This window comes from Streptomyces sp. NPDC097595 (assembly GCF_044761525.1).
Classification (GTDB): Bacteria; Actinomycetota; Actinomycetes; order Streptomycetales; family Streptomycetaceae; genus Streptomyces; species Streptomyces drozdowiczii_A.
This window is the reverse complement of the sequence record NZ_JBIWCN010000001.1, coordinates 181,587-202,329: the sequence shown is the minus strand read 5'-3', so window position 1 is coordinate 202,329 and position 20,743 is coordinate 181,587. Positions and strand designations below refer to the sequence as shown.

17 protein-coding genes and 2 pseudogenes are annotated in these 20,743 nt (G+C 72.9%); 7 read left to right on the top strand and 12 right to left on the bottom strand.

Annotation, left to right across the window (positions count from 1 at the left end):
• Window positions 1–14: 14 nt before the first annotated feature.
• Window positions 15–980 (bottom strand): GlxA family transcriptional regulator, encoded by a 966-nt coding sequence (locus ACIQZN_RS00870; protein WP_403986361.1) that lies wholly within the window; start codon window positions 978–980, stop codon window positions 15–17.
• A gap of 134 nt (window positions 981–1,114) precedes the next feature.
• Here ACIQZN_RS00870 and ACIQZN_RS00865 point away from each other — a divergent pair, with 134 nt between their 5' ends.
• Window positions 1,115–1,972 (top strand): hypothetical protein, encoded by an 858-nt coding sequence (locus ACIQZN_RS00865; protein WP_403986358.1) that lies wholly within the window; start codon window positions 1,115–1,117, stop codon window positions 1,970–1,972.
• Window positions 1,973–2,126: 154 nt separating this feature from the next.
• Window positions 2,127–4,493 (top strand): Tex family protein, encoded by a 2,367-nt coding sequence (locus ACIQZN_RS00860; protein WP_403986355.1) that lies wholly within the window; start codon window positions 2,127–2,129, stop codon window positions 4,491–4,493.
• 71 nt (window positions 4,494–4,564) lie between these two features.
• Here ACIQZN_RS00860 and ACIQZN_RS00855 read toward each other — a convergent pair whose 3' ends face one another.
• The 3 genes from ACIQZN_RS00855 to ACIQZN_RS00845 all read right to left on the bottom strand — a co-directional run bounded on the left by ACIQZN_RS00855 (window position 4,565) and on the right by ACIQZN_RS00845 (window position 8,240).
• Window positions 4,565–5,791, bottom strand: a complete 1,227-nt coding sequence (locus ACIQZN_RS00855; protein ID WP_403986352.1) for an amidohydrolase — start codon at window positions 5,789–5,791, stop codon at window positions 4,565–4,567.
• Window positions 5,792–5,826: 35 nt separating this feature from the next.
• On the bottom strand, window positions 5,827–6,495 hold the full coding sequence (locus ACIQZN_RS00850; RefSeq protein WP_403987361.1) for a GntR family transcriptional regulator: 669 nt from the start codon (window positions 6,493–6,495) through the stop codon (window positions 5,827–5,829).
• A 107-nt stretch (window positions 6,496–6,602) separates the two neighbouring features.
• On the bottom strand, window positions 6,603–8,240 hold the full coding sequence (locus ACIQZN_RS00845; RefSeq protein ID WP_403986349.1) for an ABC-F family ATP-binding cassette domain-containing protein: 1,638 nt from the start codon (window positions 8,238–8,240) through the stop codon (window positions 6,603–6,605).
• A 74-nt stretch (window positions 8,241–8,314) separates the two neighbouring features.
• Here ACIQZN_RS00845 and ACIQZN_RS00840 point away from each other — a divergent pair, with 74 nt between their 5' ends.
• Window positions 8,315–9,238 (top strand): FAD-dependent oxidoreductase, encoded by a 924-nt coding sequence (locus ACIQZN_RS00840; protein WP_403986346.1) that lies wholly within the window; start codon window positions 8,315–8,317, stop codon window positions 9,236–9,238.
• 74 nt (window positions 9,239–9,312) lie between these two features.
• Here the strand turns inward: ACIQZN_RS00840 and ACIQZN_RS00835 are convergent, their stop codons facing one another.
• Entirely contained in the window at window positions 9,313–11,058 is a 1,746-nt protein-coding gene (locus ACIQZN_RS00835; RefSeq protein WP_403986343.1) for a BCCT family transporter, read from the bottom strand.
• Window positions 11,059–11,132: 74 nt separating this feature from the next.
• On the bottom strand, window positions 11,133–12,458 hold the full coding sequence (locus ACIQZN_RS00830) for a M14 family metallocarboxypeptidase (RefSeq protein WP_403986340.1): 1,326 nt from the start codon (window positions 12,456–12,458) through the stop codon (window positions 11,133–11,135).
• A gap of 173 nt (window positions 12,459–12,631) precedes the next feature.
• Here ACIQZN_RS00830 and ACIQZN_RS00825 point away from each other — a divergent pair, with 173 nt between their 5' ends.
• Window positions 12,632–13,672: a LacI family DNA-binding transcriptional regulator gene (locus ACIQZN_RS00825; RefSeq protein WP_403986337.1), complete on the top strand. Its 1,041-nt coding sequence runs from the start codon at window positions 12,632–12,634 to the stop codon at window positions 13,670–13,672.
• On the opposite strand, the gene ACIQZN_RS00820 is transcribed toward ACIQZN_RS00825, so the two are convergent.
• Window positions 13,635–14,534 (bottom strand): oxygenase MpaB family protein, encoded by a 900-nt coding sequence (locus ACIQZN_RS00820; protein ID WP_403986334.1) that lies wholly within the window; start codon window positions 14,532–14,534, stop codon window positions 13,635–13,637. The two genes, ACIQZN_RS00825 and ACIQZN_RS00820, sit on opposite strands and share 38 nt — an antisense overlap.
• Window positions 14,535–14,659: 125 nt before the next feature.
• On the opposite strand from ACIQZN_RS00820, the pseudogene ACIQZN_RS00815 reads away from it, so the two are divergent.
• Together ACIQZN_RS00815 and ACIQZN_RS00810 are read left to right on the top strand one after the other, a co-directional pair.
• Window positions 14,660–14,827, top strand: a pseudogene (locus ACIQZN_RS00815) (DUF2236 domain-containing protein); the annotation flags it as partial.
• A 5-nt stretch (window positions 14,828–14,832) separates the two neighbouring features.
• Complete coding sequence (locus ACIQZN_RS00810) at window positions 14,833–14,958, top strand: hypothetical protein (RefSeq protein ID WP_403987399.1); 126 nt, start codon at window positions 14,833–14,835, stop codon at window positions 14,956–14,958.
• 9 nt (window positions 14,959–14,967) lie between these two features.
• On the opposite strand, the gene ACIQZN_RS00805 is transcribed toward ACIQZN_RS00810, so the two are convergent.
• The 4 genes and pseudogenes from ACIQZN_RS00805 to ACIQZN_RS00790 all read right to left on the bottom strand — a co-directional run.
• Window positions 14,968–15,777, bottom strand: coding sequence for a tetratricopeptide repeat protein (locus ACIQZN_RS00805; RefSeq protein WP_403986331.1), 810 nt, complete (start codon window positions 15,775–15,777; stop codon window positions 14,968–14,970).
• Window positions 15,778–15,833: 56 nt separating this feature from the next.
• Window positions 15,834–16,433, bottom strand: a complete 600-nt coding sequence (locus ACIQZN_RS00800) for a TetR/AcrR family transcriptional regulator (RefSeq protein ID WP_403986328.1) — start codon at window positions 16,431–16,433, stop codon at window positions 15,834–15,836.
• A gap of 72 nt (window positions 16,434–16,505) precedes the next feature.
• On the bottom strand, window positions 16,506–17,480 hold the full coding sequence (locus ACIQZN_RS00795; protein WP_403986325.1) for a GNAT family N-acetyltransferase: 975 nt from the start codon (window positions 17,478–17,480) through the stop codon (window positions 16,506–16,508).
• Between the two features lie 29 nt (window positions 17,481–17,509).
• Window positions 17,510–17,671, bottom strand: a pseudogene (locus tag ACIQZN_RS00790) (Appr-1-p processing protein); the annotation flags it as partial.
• 111 nt (window positions 17,672–17,782) lie between these two features.
• Between ACIQZN_RS00790 and ACIQZN_RS00785 the strand changes: the two are divergent.
• Window positions 17,783–18,514, top strand: a complete 732-nt coding sequence (locus ACIQZN_RS00785) for a MerR family transcriptional regulator (RefSeq protein ID WP_403986322.1) — start codon at window positions 17,783–17,785, stop codon at window positions 18,512–18,514.
• An 18-nt stretch (window positions 18,515–18,532) separates the two neighbouring features.
• Here ACIQZN_RS00785 and ACIQZN_RS00780 read toward each other — a convergent pair whose 3' ends face one another.
• A complete protein-coding gene (locus tag ACIQZN_RS00780) occupies window positions 18,533–20,740 on the bottom strand; it encodes a 3-hydroxyacyl-CoA dehydrogenase NAD-binding domain-containing protein (protein WP_403986319.1) in 2,208 nt (735 codons plus the stop codon).
• Between the last annotated feature and the right edge of the window lie 3 nt (window positions 20,741–20,743).

Below are 20,743 nucleotides of genomic sequence, written 5' to 3'. Positions count from 1 at the left end.
GTCTCTCGGGTGGGTCAGGAGTGGTCGGTGGTGTGGGAGCCGAAGCGGCGGCGGTATTCGGCCGGGCCCGCGCCGAGGGCCTTCACGAAGGCCCGGCGCATCGCCTCCGGCGTGCCGTAGCCGCAGCTGCGGGCGATCCCGGCGACCCCGTCGGTGGTGTCCTCCAGAAGCCGGCGGGCGTGTTCGAGGCGGACCCGGTCGACGTACCGGCCGGGGGTGGTGCCCGTCTCCGCCTGGAAGGCGCGGGCGAAGTGGCGGGGCGAGAGGCGGGCGCGGGCGGCCAGGGCCTCGACGGAGAGGTCGGCGCCGGGGTGCTCGGTGATCCAGTGCTGCACCTCGCGCAGCGGTTCACGGCGCGCCGTCTGGGCGCTGAGCTGGGCGCTGAACTGGGACTGGCCGCCCGGTCTGCGCAGGAAGACGACGAGGTGCCGGGCGACCGTGAGCGCGACGTCCCGTCCGTGGTCCTCCTCGACCAGGGCCAGCGCGAGGTCGATGCCCGCGGTGACCCCGGCGGAGGTGGCGATCCTGCCGTCGCGTACGAAGATCGGCTCGGGGTCCACCTCGACGGCGGGGTGCTCGCGGGCCAGCTTCTCGCACACGTTCCAGTGCGTCGTCGCCCGGTGGCCGTCCAGCTGTCCGGCCGCCGCGAGCAGCAGCGCCCCGCTGCACACGGAGACCAGCCGCTCCGGCAGCGGGCCGTGCGCGCGCAGCCAGTGGACGAGCGCGGGGTCGGGGTCGCGGGTGCCTCCGCCGCCGGGGACGAGGAGGGTGTGGGGCACCGGCGCGTCGGCGAGGCTGCCGTCCGGGACCAGGGTGAGGCCGCAGGAGGTGCGGACCGGGGCGCCGTCCGGCGAGGCGGTGCGCAGCGCGTACGAGACCTCGGGGAAGCGGGATGCCCCGGCGAAGACCTCCATGGGGCCGGTGACGTCGAGGCTCTGGATGCCGTCGAAGAGGACGACGAGCACGGATCGCTGCTTCATGTCCGCCATCCTGGGCGGGCCCCGGGATGGCCGCAATGACGGGTCCCCCACCTTTCCTGCCATCGGCGGCTGCGGCACAGCTCACGTGGACCCGGGGGTTCCTACCCGTACCGACCAGTCGGTAACGTGCGGGTATGAGTACTCTCCCGCCCCGTGCCGGCCGGCGCTGCCACAACGCCCTGAACCCGCTGCACTCCTCGCTCTACTTCTCCCCCGACCTCGGCAAGGAGCTCGGCGGGATCGGGATCGAGGATCCCTCCGCCGCCTACTTCGCCACCCGCGCCGCCGCCATGGGCGCGGTCGGGGCGGACACGGTGACCGCGACCTTCTACAACTTCAACCACGCGCTCGTGGCCCAGCACGTGCCCGCGATCTGGGACATCGCCTCGCCGGCGAAGGTCCTGGACGCGCGGCTGCGCGCCGCCGACACGACGCTGCGCCGACTGCTCGGCGAGGAGATCATCGCCTCGCCCGAGATGGCCGAGGCCGCGCGGCTGGCCCTGCGCGCCACGGAGGGCTGCACCCGCCACGCCCGGCCGCTGTACGCCGCACACGCCGGTCTGCCGGTGCCCGACGAACCGCACCTGGCGTACTGGCACGCGGCGACGCTGCTCCGCGAGCACCGGGGCGACGCCCATCTCGCCGCGCTCCTCACGGCGGAGCTCGACCCGCTCGAAGCGCTGGTCAGCCACACCGCGACGGGCAAGGGCATGGCGATCCGCTGGATCCTCGCCAGCCGGGGCTGGCGGCGCGCCGACTGGGAGGACGCGTCGGAGCGGCTGCGCGGGCGCGGGCTGCTCACGGCGGACGGCGAGCTCACCGAGGCCGGCGCCGCGCTGCGCCAGGAGGTGGAGGAGGCCACGGACCGGATGGACCTGGGCCCGTACGAGCACCTGGGCGGACCGGGTGTGGCCCGGCTGACCGAGCTGGGGCGCGGCTTCCTCGCGACGGCTGCGGCGGCGGGCGCGTTCCCGTCGAGCGCGACAGGCTGAACCGCGTAAACCGAAAGCCCGCTCCCTGGGGTGGCCGGGCGACACGGCGCCCGGCCACCCGGCACAATGCAGGGCGTGTGGCTCCGGGACCGTCCCAGCGGCGGTCCGGGGCCCGACCAGCACAGCCAGCAGGAGAAGGCGAGTCGGTAGAACCGTGACGACGTCCATCGAAGGCAGGATCGCCGAGGAGCTCGGCGTACGCGAGCGACAGGTGAAGGCGGCCGTCGAGCTGCTCGACGGCGGGTCGACCGTGCCGTTCATCGCGCGCTACCGCAAGGAAGCGACCGAGATGCTCGACGACGCGCAGCTGCGCACGCTAGAGGAGCGGCTGCGGTATCTGCGGGAGCTGGAGGAGCGCCGGACGGCGGTCCTCGAATCCGTACGGGAGCAGGGCAAACTGGACGAGGCGCTGGAGGCGCGCATCCGGGCCGCCGACACGAAGGCGCGCCTGGAGGACATCTACCTCCCGTTCAAGCCGAAGCGGCGGACGAAGGCGCAGATCGCCCGGGAGGCCGGCCTCGAACCGCTCGCCTCCGGTCTGCTCGACGACCCCTCGGTCGACCCGCTCGCCGCCGCGGCGGCCTTCGTGGACGCGGACAAGGGTGTCGCGGACGCGGCAGCGGCCCTGGAGGGCGCCCGCGCCATCCTCACCGAGCGCTTCTCGGAGGACGCCGACCTCACCGGCGAGCTGCGCGAGCGCATGTGGACGCGCGGGCGGCTGGTGGCCCGGGTGCGGGACGGCAAGGAGGAGGCGGGCGCCAAGTTCGCGGACTACTTCGACTTCGCCGAGCCGTTCACCGCACTCCCCTCGCACCGGGTGCTCGCGATGCTCCGGGGCGAGAAGGAGGACGTGCTCGACCTGGTCCTGGAGCCGGAGGAGCCGTCCGAGGCGCCCGGCCCGTCCTCGTACGAGAACATGGTCGCCCGGCGTTTCGGCGTGAACGACCGGGGGCGTCCCGGCGACAAGTGGCTGGCCGACACCGTGCGGTGGGCCTGGCGGACCCGGATCCTGGTGCACCTCGGCATCGACCTGCGGCTGCGGCTGCGCACGGCGGCGGAGGACGAGGCGGTACGCGTCTTCGCGTCGAACCTGCGCGATCTGCTGCTCGCCGCGCCGGCCGGGACGCGGGCCACGCTGGGGCTCGACCCCGGGTTCCGTACGGGTGTGAAGGTCGCCGTCGTGGACGCGACGGGCAAGGTCGTCGCGACCGACGTCATCCACCCGCACGTCCCGGCCAACAAGTGGGACCAGTCGCTGGCCACGCTGGAGCGGCTGGCGCGCGAGCACCACGTCGACCTCATCGCCATCGGCAACGGAACGGCGTCCCGGGAGACGGACAAGCTCGCGGGTGAGCTGTGCGCGAAGCACCCGGAGCTGAAGCTGACCAAGGTGATGGTCTCGGAGGCGGGCGCCTCCGTGTACTCCGCCTCGGCGTTCGCCTCGCAGGAACTGCCCGACATGGACGTGTCGTTGCGCGGTGCCGTCTCGATCGCGCGCCGGCTCCAGGACCCGCTGGCCGAGCTGGTGAAGATCGACCCGAAGTCCATCGGTGTCGGGCAGTACCAGCACGACCTGTCCGAGGTGAAGCTCTCGCGGTCGCTGGACGCGGTCGTGGAGGACTGCGTGAACGGGGTCGGCGTCGACGTCAACACCGCGTCCGCGCCGCTGCTCTCCCGGGTCTCCGGCATCGGCTCGGGGCTCGCCGAGAACATCGTGGCGCACCGCGACGCGAATGGGCCCTTCCGGTCCCGCCGGAGCCTGAAGGACGTGGCCCGGCTGGGTCCGAAGGCGTACGAGCAGTGCGCGGGCTTCCTCCGCATCCGCGGCGACGACCCGCTGGACGCGTCGAGCGTGCACCCGGAGGCGTATCCGGTGGTGCGCGCGATGGTGAAGAAGACCGGCGGGGACGTGGCCGCGCTGATCGGCAACACGGGCGTCCTGCGGTCGTTGCGGGCCGACGAGTTCGTGTCCGAGAAGTTCGGGCTGCCGACGGTGAGCGACATCCTGAAGGAGCTGGAGAAGCCGGGGCGCGACCCGCGCCCCGCCTTCAAGACCGCCACCTTCAAGGACGGCGTCGAGAAGATCGGCGACCTGGAGGCCGGGATGGTGCTGGAGGGCGTCGTGACGAACGTCGCCGCGTTCGGGGCCTTCGTGGACGTCGGGGTGCATCAGGACGGGCTGGTGCATGTGTCGGCGATGTCGCGGACGTTCGTGAAGGATCCCCGGGATGTGGTGAAGCCGGGGGATGTGGTGCGGGTGAAGGTGATGGAGGTCGATATTCCGCGGAAGCGGATTTCTTTGACGCTGCGGTTGGACGATGAGCAGGCGGCCGGTGGCCGTGGGGCTTCGTCCGGGGGTGAGCGGGGTGGGCGGCCGCCTCGGCCTCGGCAGGGGGGTGGGGGTGGCGGTCGCCAGTCCCGCGGCGGAGGCGGTGGGGGGCGGTCCGCGTCTGCGGCGGCTCCGGCGAGTGGGGCGATGGCCGATGCGTTGCGGCGGGCGGGGTTGTTGAAGGGCGAGTAGGGGGTGGGGCGGCCTTGTCCCCTACCCGCCCCTTCCCGAAACCGGGGGCTCCGCCCCCGGACCCCCGCTCCTCAAACGCCGGAGGGGCTGAAATCACGCGGCGTCAGGCCGTCCGCGACCACGCGGCCCTCGTGCAGCACCGTGCGGTCCTCGCTGCGGTCCATCACCGCGGACGTCACCGTCTCGCCCGCCAGGAGGAGCAGGTCCGCCCTCGCGCCCACCGTGACGCCCGGGCGGTCCGTCGTGGAGGTCAGGCGGGGCGGGCCGCCCTGGAGGATCGAGGCGCCGCCCATCGTGGCCACGGCCATGGTGTGTTCGATCAGGGCGTCCGCTCGGAAGCCGTTCGTGAAGGCCAGTTGCCAGGTGCGGTCCAGCATGTCGCCGTTGCCGTACGGGGACCAGAAGTCGCGCTGGCCGTCCTCGCCCAGGCCCACCCGGACGCCGGCGGCGGTCAGGTCGGCCAGGGGCAGGGAGTGGTGGCGGGCGGGGGCGATCGTGGCCATCGCGATGTCCAGTTCGGCGAACTCCTCGATCAGGCGGCGCGTCGTCGCCTCGTTCACCGAGCCCAGGTCGTACGCGTGCGAGAGGGTCACCCGCCCGGCCATGTCCAGGGCGCGCACCCGCTCCAGGATCAGGTCGACGCTGAACACGCCGAGCGCGCCCGGCTCGTGGAGGTGGATGTCGACCGGCGCCCCGTGGCGCTCCGCGAGGTCGAAGACGATGTCCAGGTGGCGTACGGGGTCCCGGTCCAGGGTGCACGGGTCGATGCCGCCGACCACGGCGGCGCCGGAGGACAGCGCCCGGTCCATCAGTTCCGGCACGCCCTTCTCGCGGAGCAGGCCCGCCTGCGGGAACGCCATGATCTCGACCTCGCACCGGCCGGCGTGCGCCTCCTTCGCCGCGAGGACGCCCTCGAAGCGTTCGAGGCCGCAGTCCGCGTCGATCTGGGCGTAGCTGCGTACGCGGGTCGTGCCGCGCTCGATCATCCGGCCCAGGGTGTACGTGGCCCGCTGGGCGACGTCCCACTCGTCCTCGCGCCAGTGCTCGCGGTCGTTCAGCATCATGCCCCAGACGCCGGGGGCGCCCGTGTGCGGGCGGAAGGGCAGGCCCATCCGTGTGGAGTCCAGGTGGCAGTGGACGTCCGAGAACGACGGCAGGGCGAGCCGTCCCCGGCCGGCCACCGTGTCCTCCGTGGCGGCGCGGGCCGGGTCGTGCGGGGTGATCGCGGTGATCACCCCGTCCTCCACGGTGAGGTCACTGGGCTCTCCGCCCCACGGACGGACGTCGCTGATCAGCATGTGGCGCTTCTCCTGTGTGGGTGTGTGCGGTGGTGTCACTCGGGCGGAAGGATTCCGGACAAGGCCGTCAGGGACGGCTCCCTCCCCCGTTCGATGTGCGCGTACGCGAGTGCCGCGGCCAGGTCCGGCTTGCCCGCGTGGATCGCGGCGCAGATGTCCCGGTGCTCGGCGCACTGGACGCGCGGGTCGCGGCCGCCGGTGAGGCCGAACAGCCACTGCACCAGGCCGAGCGAGGGCTGGAGGGCGTCCCGGAGCAGCCGGTTGCCGGTCATCGCGACGATCTCCGCGTGCAGGGCGGTGTTGGCCGCCGGGATCTCCGCCGCGTCGCCCCGCGCGGTGGCGGACTCCGCCGCATCCATCGCGGCCCGCAGCGGCTCCCCGTCTCCCCCCGCCGCGCACGCCTCGGCGGCCCGGCGGGCGGCGAAGACCTCCAGGCTGAGGCGGAGGTCGAAGAGCTCGGCGACGTCCCGCAGCGAGAGGTCGCGTACGGAGGCGCCCCGGCGCGGGGACATGACGACCAGGCCCTCGCCGGTCAGCCGGGTGAGGGCCTCGCGGACCGGGATGCGGGAGACGCCCAGGCTGTCGGAGAGCTCGCGTTCGCGCAGCCGTGAGCCCGGTGGGTGGGCGCCGGACAGGATGCCGGCGCGGATCGTCCGCTCGGCCTGGTCCGCGTGCGAGGCGGCGGGGTCGCCCGCTTGAGTCATCACTGGGCGACCGTAGCACTTGGTATGCCAAGTGCTACGGTCGCCCAGTGATCATGCGTAACCATGCAGCATTGAGAGCTGGGATCAGACATTTGGCATACCAAACATCAGACCTCCGTCACCCTGCCCTCCGCCACCCCGATCCGGCGCGTCGTGCGGACCGCTTCCAGCATCCGGCGGTCGTGCGTCACCAGGAGCAGGGTTCCGGTGTACGAGTCGAGCGCCGATTCCAGCTGTTCGATCGCCGGAAGGTCCAGGTGGTTCGTGGGCTCGTCCAGCACGAGGAGGTTGACGCCCCGGCCCTGGAGCAGGGCGAGCGCCGCCCGGGTGCGCTCCCCCGGTGACAGGGTGGTCGCCGGGCGCATCACGTGGTCGGCGCGCAGTCCGAACTTGGCGAGCAGCGTGCGTACGTCGGCGGGCTCCGTCTCCGGGACCGCCGCGCAGAACGCGTCGAGCAGCGTCTCCGTGCCGTGGAAGAGCTTGCGCGCCTGGTCCACCTCGCCGACCACCACGCCGGAGCCAAGGTGCGCGTGCCCCGAGTCCAGCGGGAGGCGGCCGAGCAGCGCGGCCAGCAGGGTCGACTTGCCGGAGCCGTTGGCGCCCGTGATGGCGACCCGGTCCGCCCAGTCGATCTGGAGCGAGGCGGGGCCGAACACGAAGTCGCCGCGCACGACCCGGGCCTCGCGAAGGGTGGCGACGACCGAGCCGGAACGGGGCGCGGAGGCGATCTCCATGCGCAGCTCCCACTCCTTGCGCGGCTCCTCCACCACGTCGAGCCGTTCGATCATGCGCTGCGTCTGCCGGGCCTTGGCGGCCTGCTTCTCGCTGGACTCGCTGCGGAACTTGCGGCCGATCTTGTCGGAGTCGGTGGCCTTGCGGCGGGCGTTCTTGACGCCCTTGTCCATCCAGGAGCGCTGCATCAGGGCGCGGCTCTCCAGCGACGAGCGCTTGTCGGCGTACTCCTCGAACTCCTCGCGGGCGTGCCGCCGGGCGCGCTCGCGCTCCTCCAGGTAGGCCGCGTAGCCACCGCCGTACAGGTTGATCTGCTGCTGGGCCAGGTCGAGTTCGAGGACCTTGGTGACCGTGCGCATCAGGAACTCGCGGTCGTGGCTGATGACGACGGTGCCGGAGCGCAGCCCGGAGACGTACTTCTCCAGGCGTTCGAGGCCGTCCAGGTCCAGGTCGTTGGTGGGCTCGTCGAGCAGGAAGACGTCGTAGCGCGACAGCAGCAGCGAGGCGAGGCCTGCGCGGGCCGCCTGGCCGCCGGAGAGCGCGGTCATCGGCAGGTCGAGGCCGACGGTGAGGCCGAGTTCGGCGGCGGTCTCCTCGGCTCGCTCGTCCAGGTCCGCGCCGCCGAGGGACAGCCAGCGCTCCAGGGACTCGGAGTACGCGTCGTCCGCGCCGGGGGCGCCCTCGACCAGGGCCTCCGTGGCGGCGTCCATGGCGGTCTGGGCCTCGGCGACGCCGGTCCGGCGGGCCAGGAACTCCCGTACGGTCTCGCCGGGGTGCCGCTCGGGCTCCTGGGGCAGGTGGCCGACGGTGGCGGTGGGCGGGGAGAGCCGCAGCTCGCCCTCCTCCGGCTGGTCGAGACCGGCGAGCAGCCGGAGCAGGGACGATTTTCCGGCGCCGTTGACTCCGACGAGACCGATCACGTCCCCGGGGGCGACCACGAGGTCGAGCCCGGCGAACAGCGTGCGGTCGCCGTGTCCGGCGGCGAGATCCTTGGCGACGAGGGTGGCAGTCATCAGGGTGCAGATCCTAATGTGCCGGGGGCGGCGCGCCGGGCGGGCGCCCAGGACTGTGGACGGAGGCGGCAGTGGTGGCGGACGTGATCGTGGTGGGCGGCGGGGTCAGCGGGCTGACCACGGCGAAGGTGCTGGCCGAGCGGGGCCACCGGGTGCGGGTGTGGTCGCGGGAGCCGGCCGGCGACACGACCTCGGCCGTGGCGGGCGCCCTGTGGTGGCCCTACCGGATCGAGCCGCTGGACCGCGTCGGCGACTGGTCCCTGGACTCGCTGCGGTGGTACGAGGAGCTGGCCGTACGCCCGGAGGAGACCGGCGTACGCCTGGTCGAAGGGCTGCACCGGGGCGAGCGCCTGGCGAACCTCGGGCCGTGGGCCGGGGAGCTGACGGACGCCGTGGAGACGGCCGACGGTCTGCGGTGCCGGCTGCCGCTGATCGACATGCCGGCGCACCTGGCGTGGCTGGAGGACCGGGTGCGGGCGGCCGGGGGCGCGGTCGAGCGCCGCACGGTCACCTCGTTCGCCGAGGCCGCCGCGGAGGCGGGCACGGTGGTCAACTGCGCCGGTCTCGGCGCCCGCGAGCTGGTCCCGGATGCCGGGGTGCGCCCGGTGCGCGGGCAGTTGGTGCTGGTGGAGAACCCGGGCATACGGGAGTGGTTCACGGAGGCCGACCCGGCGTCGAGCGCCACCACGTACTTCTTCCCCCAGCCCGGCCGCCTGGTGCTGGGCGGCACGGCGGTGGCCGACGACTGGACCGCCGCGCCCGATCCCCGTACGGCCGAGGAGATCGTGGCGCGGTGCGCCCTGGTCCGCCCGGAGATCGCCGACGCGAAGGTCATCGGCCACCGCGTGGGCCTCCGCCCGGCCCGCGACGCGGGCGTCCGCATCGAGGCGGAGTCCCTGCCCGGGGGCGCCCGGCTGGTGCACAACTACGGACACGGGGGCGCGGGCGTGACGGTGGCCCTGGGCTGCGCGCGGGAAGCGGCGCGGCTGGTGGGGTAGGGCCCCGGTGCGGGCCCGGCGACGGCGGTACCCGGGCCGCCCACGCCCGAGACCCGCCCGCCCCGGCGGGCCCCTCAGGCCGGGCTGGAGCCCCCCGGCTTCTCGCCGTCGTGGCGTTCCGTCGTGATCTGGCTGCCGCCCGGGCCGATGCGGATCTCGAAGTCGCCGTCGTACTTGGCGTGGCCCTCGATGACGGCCGACTCCACGGCCTCCACGCCGAACTCGCGGCGCACGATCAGGGGGTCCTGGCGCAGGTCGCGCATCAGGGCCACGCACATGCAGAGCATGACGATGGTGAAGGGCGCCGCGACCAGGATGGTCAGGTTCTGGAGGCCCGCCAGGGCGTCGCCCTTGCCGTTGCCGATGAGCAGCATGATCGCGGCGACCGCGCCGGTGACGACGCCCCAGAAGATGACGACCCATTTGGCGGGTTCGAGGATGCCCTTCTGGGACAGGGTGCCCATCACGATGGACGCGGCGTCGGCGCCGGAGACGAAGAAGATGCCGACGAGCACCATCACCAGGATGCTCATCAGCGTGGCGACGGGGAACTGCTGGAGCACGCCGAAGAGCTGCGCCTCCTGCGTGTCGGCGCCGCCCAGCTTGCCGCCCTCCTGGAGCTTGATGGCGGTGCCGCCGAAGATGGCGAACCAGATCAGGCTGACGGTGCTGGGCACCAGGATGACGCCGCCGATGAACTGGCGGATGGTGCGGCCCTTGCTGATGCGGGCGATGAACATGCCGACGAAGGGCGTCCAGGAGATCCACCAGGCCCAGTAGAAGACGGTCCAGCTGCCGAGCCAGTCCGCGACCTCGCCCTCACCGGTGGCCTCGGTGCGGCCCGCGAGCTGCGGGAGGTCGCCGAAGTAGGAGGCGATCGAGGTGGGGATGAGGTCGAGCACGATGATCGTGGGGCCCGCGATGAACACGAACACGGCCAGGATCAGGGCGAGCACCATGTTGATGTTGGACAGCCACTGGATGCCCTTCTCCACGCCGGAGACCGCCGAGGCGATGAACGCGACGGTCAGCACGGCGATGATCAGGACGAGCAGACCGGTGCCGGTCTTCTCCTTCCAGTTCAGCTCGTGGAAGCCGCTGCCGATCTGAAGGGCGCCGAGGCCCAGCGAGGCGGCCGAGCCGAAGAGGGTCGCGAAGATGGCCAGGATGTCGATGAACCGGCCGAGGCCGCCGTGGGCGTGGCGGGGGCCGATCAGCGGCTCGAAGACCGCGCTGATGGTCTGCCGCCTGCGCCGCCGGAACGTGCTGTACGCGATGCCGAGGCCGACCACGGCGTAGATCGCCCACGGGTGCAGCGTCCAGTGGAACAGGGTGGTGGCCATCGCCGTCTGCATCGCCTCCGCCGCGTCGGCGGGGCGGGTGCCGGGCGGCGGGTCGGTGAAGTGGGCGAGCGGTTCGCTGACCCCGTAGAACATCAGACCGATGCCCATACCGGCGCTGAACATCATCGCGACCCAGGAGACCGTGCGGAACTCCGGCTCCTCGTCCTCCTGGCCGAGCGTGATGTTTCCGTACCGGCTGATCGCGAGCCACAGGGCGAAGACCACGAACCCGGACGCGGCCAGCATGAACGCCCAACCGCCGTTGTGGATGAGCCCGTTGAGGGCCTTGTCGGAGACGTCCTCCAGCGAGTCGGTGGCGGTGGCCCCCCAGATGACGAAGGCGAGGGTGAGGCCAGCTGTGACGCCGAACACCACCCGGTCGGTGACGGGGCGCCGGTTCTGGGACGGGTCGCCGGGGAGGTCCGCCGTCACCGACACGTCCCCTCTGCCGTCCGCTCTCTGATCGTCCTGCGACACGAATGGCACCTTTCACGGAAGCTGACAAATAGCTCTCCGTAGGCAGTACCACACCAAACGTCAATCTTTCGGGATCAACAAGCGGTATCGGGTTGACCGTTTGTGAGGTGATATGCGGCCCGTACGTCCAGCAGGAGCGGGATCAGCTTCCGGGCGGGCTGCCGCAGGGGTACGTAGACCCCGGTGCCAGCGGGCCGGGAGGTGACGGCGTGCAGCGCGAGTTCGTCCCGGACGCGCGCGAACTGCTCCGCCGTGAGGCGGTAGCCGCACGGCGGGTCGGTGAGGGTGTCCTCCGGCGCCGGGGCCTCGTCGTCCGAGCCCCCGAGGAACACGGGTCCCCGGTCGTCGGCCCCCGTGGCACGGGAGGCGGCGGTGGCGGCGGCGATGCCCGCCCGCTGCTCGTCCGCGTACCGGAAGAGTGCTTTCAGGACCACGAGTTGGGAGGTCACGCGGCGGCGGGCGTTGCGGGCGGGGTCGGCGCGCTCGGGCGCGGAGAGCGCGTCCGTACGGGATTCGGCCAGCAGTCCGACCGCGTGAGTGAGGCCGGCCAGGTTGCGCAGGATGCGCTCCTGGCCGTCGCCGGCGGTCCGCTTGACCGGGTGGCCGGTGGCCGGGTCGGTCCAGACGCCGTACAGACCGGTGCCGAAGCCGGCTTCCTCGGCGGCGGGCCGCACCCGGTCCAGGGCCAGGGCCCGCGCCTCGTCGTGCAGCCGTGCGTCGGTGTTGGGGTTGCGGGGCCACAGGACGAGGACGTCCTTGTCGTAGTACGGCGCTGTCGCGGCGTACTCGTGCAGGTCCGCGATCACATCGGGCTCGTGGTCGCGCAGTACGGCGGCGACGGCACGGGCCTCCGGGCTGCGCAGGGCGAGGTGGTCGCGGTTGACGTCCACGCCGTCGGCGTTGGTACGGGTGCCCGCGGCCAGGCCGTCGGGGTTGGCGGTGGGCACGACCAGGACCTCGGTCCGGGCGAGGAGGGCGCGGGTGCGCGCGTCGGTGGCGTACGCGAGGTCCCGGACCGTGCTCAGGCACGCCTCGCGCGCTGCGGGTTCGTCGCCGTGCTGGCCGCAGACCAGGAGCACGGTGAGCGCGTCGGGGTCGGCGCTGCCGATCCGGACGAGGCGCAGGGGGCGGCCCTCGGACGTGGTGCCGATCCGCCGCACGGAGACGTGGTCGCCGCGCCGGGCGATCCCCGCGAGCAGGGACGCCTCCTCGGACTGCCGGGTCCAGCGCGCCCCGCCGGAGACCTCGAAGCCGGTGCGGGGCGGGGTGGTGCGGGCGGCGTCCGAGGGGACGGTGAGCAGGGGGACGGTCAGGGCGGCGGTGGCGACCGCCAGGGCGAGATCGCGGGCACGGCCGCGCCGGGGCAGCCGCCGTCCCCCGGCCGTCGGCGCGATCGGCATGGGCGGAAGGTACTGCGGCGCGGTCCCGGGCGGTAGCCCCGTGCACGCGGGATTTCCGGAACCGGGCAGGCGGACCGGGCCTGTTGGGTCCCGGCCCGGGCCCACCCCGGCCGGGACTAGGCTGGCGGGGCCGGCCGACCGGCCGGACCCGATGTACCACAGAGGAGCGTCCCTTGCCCGGTCCGTCCCCCGATGCCCCGCTCCACGCACGTCCCACGCTCGAAGCGGTGGCGGCCCGTGCCGGAGTCTCGCGGGCGACGGCCTCCCGGGTGGTGAACGGGGGCGCGGGCGTCCGGCAGCCGCTCGTGGACCAGGTGCGCAAGGCGGTCGAGGAGCTGGGCTACGTCCCGAACCACGCCGCGCGCACCCTGGTGACCCGGCGCAACGGGGCGGTGGCGGTCATCATCGACGAGCCCGAGGTGCGGATCTTCTCCGACCCGTTCTTCTCCCAGCACATCCGGGGCATCAGCCGGGAACTGAACGCGCACGACGCGCAGTTGGTGCTGCTCCTGGTGGAGGGCCGGGGCGACTTCGAGCGGGTCAGCCGCTATCTGGGCGGGGGCCATGTCGACGGCGTGCTGGCCTTCTCGCTGCACACCGACGACGAACTCCCCGCCGCCATCCGGCGGTTCCGCGTCCCGGCGGTCTACGGCGGCAGGCCGGGGCGGCCGGGTGCGCCGACCGACGCGGTGCCGTTCGTGGACTGCGACAACCGGGGCGGGGCCCGGGAGGCCGTACGGCATCTGGCCGGGCTCGGCCGCCGGAACATCGCGCACATCGCGGGCCCGCGCGACCAGACCTCGGCGCTGGACCGGATCGACGGCTACGCGGACATCCTGCCGGACGCCGACCCGGCACTGCTCATCGAGGGCGACTTCACGGTGGAGGGCGGCGCCCGGGCCATGGCCGAGCTGCTGGAGCGGAGGCCGGACGTGGACGCGGTGTTCGTGGCGAACGACCTGATGGCGTCGGGCGCGCTGCGGGTGCTGCGGGAGCGGGGGCGGCGGGTGCCGCAGGACGTGGCGCTGGTCGGCTTCGACGACATGGAGTCGGTCGCCGAGGCGACGGACCCGCCGCTGACGACGATACGTCAGGACGTGGTGGGCATGGGCCGGTTGATGGTCCGGCTGCTGATGGAGCGGCTGGAGGACGGGGGCGCGGGACCGGAGTCGGTGATCACGCCGACGCGGCTGGTCCGCCGCGCCTCGGCCTGAGCCCTCCCCCGCGCGTCGCCCGGTACGCCGCCCGGGCGCGTCGGGCCCGGGGCAGATAGCGCAGCCGCTCCGGCAGGACGGGGACGACGAGCCGGACGACCGCGCAGAACCTCCGCAGGGCGCGCTCCTTCGCGTCGGTCCACTCCAGGCCGATGGCCTCCCGGGCGTCGGGCGGCATCACCCCGACGGTCAGGAACGAGCGGAACCGGGCCAGCGGCGGGAGCAGCACCGGCCACACCGCCCTGAGCAGCAGCCGCAGCGCCCACGGTCCCCGGTCCGGCGGCGGGACGGCGGTATCGGTGGCGACGAGCTCGGCGACGACGGGGGTCTTCTCGATCTCGTCGGCCAGCATGGCGCGGTAGTACGGCCAGAACTCCTCGATCGTCTGCGGCATGTCCCGGTCCTGGATGCCGAGCACCCGGCCCACCTGGAGCCATTCCGCGTACAGGGCGCGCTCCTGCTCATGGCTGAGCGGGCGCACCAGGTAGCGGGCGCCGTGCCGGTAGACCGGGTAGCCGGTGGCGTGCACCCAGGCGTAGTTGGCCGGGGTCAGGGCGCGGTAGGGCCGGCCCCGGGTGTCGGTGCCCTGGATGGCGCGGTGCAGCCGGCGGAGCCTGCGCCCCTCCTCGGCGGCCTCCTCGCCTCCGTACACCCAGAGCTGGAGCGAGCTGAGCGAGCGCTCGCCGCGCCCCCAGGGGTCCGTACGGAACACCGAGTGCTCGTCCACGCCCGCGCCGACGGCGGGGTGCGCGACCTGGAGGGTGAGGGCGGCGGGCAGCATCAGCAGGGCCCGGACGTCCCCGGACAGGCTCCACAGCACGCCGCCGGGCGGGGGCGGCGCGGGGTCGTTCCTGTGGCTCATGCGGTGCTCCCGGCGGTGGTGCTGACGGCGTCGATGAAACAAGTCGATAGTATTTGTCACTTTGACTCTCCGGAACGGACGTGCCGTCACCTCGTTCCGCGACGGGCGCGTTGAAGATCCGCCGGATGGATCCGGCGCGGGACTGCGCCGAGATCCTTCGGCTGATCTCCCAGTACGAGTTCCCGTGGGACTACCGGCAGGGCGTGAGCGTGGCGTTCCTGCGTGATTACGGTGTCCCCCGGATCTCCGTGCTCCTCGACCGCACCCAGGAGTTCGAGCGAGCTGGTACCCGCGCCCGTTGCGGCCGCGTTCGTACCCCTTCGGCAGGCGGCTGGACGACCTCGGGCCGCACTGGGCGCGGAGCCGGCCGCTGGAACCGCTGCCGGACGAGGCGGCCGCCGGTCCGGGGACCCAGCGCGGCTGAGGCGCACGGTCAGGCAGCGTCGATACGGGCCAGCAGCTCCCGGGCCTCCACGGTGCGGTAGTGGTCGGGGCCGAAGGAGGCGAGGCACGCGGTGCGGCCGGCGTCGGCTCGGGTCCGGGCTTCCGTGAGGCGGCCCAGTTCCAGCAGGGCGGTGGCGGCGATCACGTGCGCCGCTCCGACCTCCGGACGGCGATGCGCCTCGGGCAGGGCGCGGCGCAGCTCATCGGCTCGTTCGGCCTCGGCGAGGGCTTCCTCGTGACGCGCCTGGCCGTTGAGACTGCGGGCCAGGCCGAGCTGGAGCGTCACGTGGCCGCGGTGTGTCTCGCCCGGCGTCGCCAGGGCGTCACGGGCCAGTGCCTCGGCCTTCACGTGCTGCCCCCGCTTGTTGAGGGCGTAGACGAGTCCGTTGGTGGCGGCGGCCGCGACGACCCGCATGTCCTCGTCGACGGCGCCGGCCGTGGCGCGGACGAGGGCCTCGCACTCCGCCTCGCACTCGGCGTGCCGGCCCCCCACGGCCAGCTGCTGGGCGCGGTCGGAGCGGAGTTTCAGGGTCTGCCAGTGCCCGGCGCCGTAGCACGCGTGGGAGACCGCGAGGGCCTCCTCGTACGCGCTGACGGCTTCGGTGTGGCGGCCCTGGGTGCCCACCGAGATGGCGACCACCGTCCACGCCACCACGAGTTCCCTCTCGGACAGCGGCGACCTGACCAGGGCACGCCCCTCCTTCTCCGCCTCGGCGTACTGACCGGCGTGGAACAGCTCGGCGAGCCGGAAGACGGGGGACGGTTTCGTACGTCTGGCGCGCGATCGGAAGAACTTCATGACCGGAGCTTAGGGAGGGGGCGCGCGGGGTCCGGCAACGGGTGGGTGCTTCCCGCTCAGGCGGCGAGCAGCGGCACCAGGCAGCGGCGGGCGAAGTCGCGGACCTGGGCGTCGTCGTCCAACTCGAAGCAGCTGACCGGGTTGAGGAGGAACGAGACGGTGATCCGGACCATGAGTTCGGCGACGGGCGTCGGGTCCGTCTCCGGTCCGCCCTCCAGCCGCCGCACCTCGCGCAGCCTGCCCGCCAGATAGCCCCGGATCGCGAGGAAGGCGGGGCCGCTCTCCACGGTCAGGAAGGGCAGCATGGTCTCGGGCTCCAGGCGCAGCAGCCCGCCGATGAGCGGGTGTTCGCGGATGTGCCGCAGCACGGCGACGAAGCCCTCGACCAACCGGTCCTCGGGGGTGGGCAGCGCGGCGACGGCCTCGTCCACCTCCGCCACGAACCTGCGGTACTCACGCAGCAGGCACGCGGACACCAGGCTGTCCTTGTTGCCGAACCGCCGGTACACGGTCACCCGGGACACCCCGGCGCGCTTGGCCACGTCGTCCACGGTGGAGCGGCGCAGCCCGAAGGTCATGAACTGCTCGCGCGCGGCATCGAGGATCTGCTCCCCCAGCGCGTCGGAGACCGCCGCTTCCCTGCCGCGCCCCACCATGAGCCCTCCCCGGTCCGCCCGCACACCCGCAACAGAGTGGCACGCCCCGTATCCCCGTACCAGGCCGGGGCGTCAGCCCGGCAGCGGCTTGCGGTAGCGCACGTACTCGTTGCGGCGCCGGAAGCCGACGCTCTCGTAGAGGTCGTACGAGCGGTGGGGGTTGGCCGTCCCGGTGTACAGGCGGGCGCTGGTGGCGCCGTGTTCGCGCAGGCCGCGCAGTCCGGCGAGCAGGACGGCCCGCCCGACGCCCAGCCGTCTGGACCCGGCGCGCACGCTCAGCTCCTCGACCTCGCCGGTCGTGCGGTCCCGGGCGCGGAGCGAGCACAAGGCGACCCCCGCCATCTCCTCGCCCTGCCAGGCGGCCCGCCAGCAGGCCGGGTCCGCCGTGGCCAGGAAGCGTGCGTACGGCCACTCCTCGGTGAAGGCGGCGTCCCGGTACGAGTCGACCACGGTCCGCCAGGCCGCGCGGTAGTCATCCGGCCCGACGGGCCCGATCCGGATGCCGGGCGGCGGCTCACCGGCGTCGGGCAGCGTGCCCAGGTCCGGCAGTTCCAGCTCCACCAGGCTGAACACGCGCCGGTATCCGGCGTCCGTGAGCAGCCGCGCGGCCTCCCGCTCCCCGGCCATGGCATTGGCGCCGAACACCGCTGTCGCCGCCGTGCCCTGCTCCGCGACGAGCCCCCGGACGCGCTCCTCGGCCCACGCGAGCATGGCCGACCCGACGCCGCGCCCCCGGTGGCCGGGCAGCAGGTGGCCCCGGTGCAGATACAGCCAGGTCCCGTCCCGCTCCCGCCACCACCGGACGGCCGCGTACCCGACGACGGCGCCGCCGTGCTCGATGAGGACCTGGTCGCGGGCCGGGTCCGCGAGCGCGGCGGACGCCGTGCCGATCGCCTCCGCGTCCGGCAGCCCCTCCACGACCGAGCCGGGGTCGACCCGGTCGTGCTCCGCGCAGCCCGCGCGCACGGCGGCCATCGCGCTGTGGTCCTCGGCGCCCCGGTACGCCCTCAGGACGTACCCGGGCACGCCGGTCCCGCTCCCCTTCATGACTCCCCCTCAGGTGCCCCGTGCGGGGCTCAGTCGAAGTCGTACACGGTCACCGACAGATTCCTTGCCGTCAACCGGCTTTCTATGAGGGGCTCGATCCGGGACCACGTGCCGCCCGCCAGGCCGCAGCCGATCCGGGGCATGTGCAGCGAGGCGCCGAGCTCCAGGGCGTGATCGGCCACGGTGGCCAGCGGACATGTGTTCAGGCTAGGGGGCGGCACTGACAGGGGCTCGGTCGCACTTTCACATCGGTGGTGAGACAGCAATACTGTTGCACTTGGCATCGGACACGAGGAGCGGACATGGCGACCGAGGGCGAGGAGCCGAAGCTCACCGTCGATGAGCTGGCGGCTCGTGCCGGGGTGACCGTGCGGACCGTGCGGTTCTACAGCACCCGGGGGCTGTTGCCGCCGCCGGTGATCGGGCCGCGCCGGGTCGGGCACTACGGGCACGACCACCTGTCGCGGCTGGCGCTCATCGAGGAGCTTCAGCACCAGGGCATGACGCTCGCCGCGATCGAACGGTACCTGGAGCAGCTGCCGCCCGATCTGAGCGCCCACGATCTGGCCATCCACCGGGCCCTGGTGGCCTCCTGGGCACCGGACTCGCCGGAGGACGCCTCGCGGGCGGAGCTGGAGCGGCGGGCCGGGCGGTCGCTGAGCGGCCAGGATCTCGACCGGCTGGCCGCGATGGGGGTGCTGGAGCGGTCCGCGCCCGAGGGCGGGGTCTTCCGGCTGGACCCGGGGCTGCTCCGGCTCGGCGTGGAGCTGCTGGACGTGCCGATCGCGCACGAGACGATCCTCGCCGCCCGTACGGTCCTGCTGCAGCACACCCGGTCCGCCGCGCAGGAGCTGACCCGGCTCTTCCGGGACGAGGTGTGGAATCCGTACCGGGAGCGGGAGGCGGACCCCGAGCACGTCAAGGCGATGAAGTCGCTCTCCGCGCACATGCAGCCGATGGTGCTCCAGGCCCTGGTGACCGCGTTCCAGCGGTCGCTCAAGGAGGAGCTGCGGGCCGCGTTCACCGCCGAGTGAACGCGGCCGCGCATCGGGTCAGTCGTGGAAGGTCTCGCCCTTCTCCGCCTTCTCCACCAGCAGCGCGGGCGGCAGGAAGCGGTCCCCGTAGCGCTCGGCGAGCTCCCGGGCGCGGGCCACGAAGCCGGGCAGGCCGCCCTCGTAACCGTTGATGTACTGGAGCACGCCGCCGGTCCACGGCGGGAAGCCGATGCCCATGATGGAGCCGATGTTGGCGTCGGCGACGGTGATGAGGACGTTCTCCTCCAGGCAGCGGACGCTGTCCAGCGCCTCGGAGAAGAGCATGCGCTCCTGCATGTCGGTGAACGAGATCTCGGTGTCCGGCTCGGTGCTGTGTCCGTCCGGGGAGCGACCCCCGGAACCCCCGAAATGCTCGCGCAGACCGGGCCAGAGGCGGGTGCGCTTCCCGCTCTCGTCGTACTCGTAGAAGCCCGCGCCGCCGCTGCGGCCGGGCCGGCCGAACTCGTCCACCATCCGGTCGATCACCGTGTCCGCCGGGTGCTCGGGCCAGGTGCCGCCCGCCTCCTCGACGGCCTTGCGGGTCTCGTTGCGGATCTTGCGCGGCAGGGTGAGCGTCAGCTCGTCCATCAGCGAGAGCACCTTCGCCGGGTAGCCGGCCTGCGCGGCGGCCTGCTCGACCGAGGCGGGCTCGACGCCCTCGCCGACCATCGCCACGCCCTCGTTGATGAACTGGCCGATGACGCGCGAGGTGAAGAAGCCGCGCGAGTCGTTGACGACGATCGGGGTCTTCTTGATCCGGCGGACCAGGTCGAACGCGCGGGCCAGCGCCTCGTCCCCGGTCTTCTCGCCCTTGATGATCTCGACCAGCGGCATCTTGTCGACCGGCGAGAAGAAGTGCAGCCCGATGAAGTCGACGGGGCGCGAGACACCCTCGGCGAGAACGGTGATCGGGAGCGTCGACGTGTTGGAGCAGAGCAGCGCGTCGGGCTCGATGACGTCCTGGATCTCCTGGAACACCTTGTGCTTGAGGGCGGTGTCCTCGAAGACGGCCTCGATCACCGCGTCGCAGCCCGCGAGGTCGGCCACATCACCGGTCGGGGTGATGCGGGCCAGCAGCTCGTCTCGCTTGGCCTCGGTCGTACGGCCCCGGGACAGGGCCTTGTCGAGCAGCTTCTCGCTGTACGCCTTGCCCTTGGCGGCGGCCTCGGCGGAGACGTCCTTGAGGACGACGTCGATCCCGGCCTTGGCGCAGGAGTACGCGATGCCCGCGCCCATCATGCCGGCGCCGAGGACGGCGACCTTGCGGACCTGGCGCTCCTCGATGCCCTTGGGGCGGCTGGCACCGGAGTTGACGGCCTGGAGGTCGAAGAAGAACGCCTGGATCATGTTCTTGGAGACCTGGCCGGTGACCAGCTCGGTGAAGTACCGGGCCTCGATGGTCAGCGCGGTCTCGAAGTCGACCTGCGAGCCCTCGACGGCGGCGGCGAGGATGTTGCGCGGCGCGGGCATGGGCGCGCCCGCGATCTGCTTCTTCAGGTTCGACGGGAAGGCCGGCAGGTTCGCGGCGAACTTCGGGTGCGACGGGGTGCCGCCGGGGATCCTGTAGCCCTTGACGTCCCAGGGCTGCTGGGACTCGGGGTGGGCGTCGATGAAGGCGCGGGCCTTCTCCAGCATCTCCTCGGGCGTGGCGGCGACCTCGTGGACGAGGCCGTTCTCCTGTGCGCGGCGCGGGGTGTACTGGGTGCCCTGGAGGAGGACCTTCAGCAGGGCGTCCGCGATGCCCATGAGGCGTACGGTGCGGGTGACGCCGCCGCCCGCGGGGAGCAGGCCGAGGGTGACCTCGGGGAGGCCGATGCGGGAGCCGGGCGCGTCGAGGGCGATGCGGTGGTGGGAGGCGAGCGCGATCTCGTAACCGCCGCCGAGGGCCGCGCCGTTGATGGCGGCGACGACCGGCTTGCCGAGGGTCTCGATGCGGCGCAGCGAGTTCTTGATGGCGGTGCCGGTGTCGAACGCGAGCTGCGCGTTCTCCGGACCGATCCGGATCATGTCCTTGAGGTCTCCGCCGGCGAAGAAGGTCTTCTTGGCGGAGGTGTAGATGATGCCCCGGATGGAGTCCTTCTCGGCCTCGGCGCGGTCGGCGACGGCCGCGATGGAGTCCTTGAACGCCTGGTTCATCGTGTTGGCGGACTGGTTGGGATCGTCCAGTACGAGGGTGACGACGCCGGTCTCGTCCTGTTCCCAGCGGATGGTCGTGCTCTCGTTCATGGG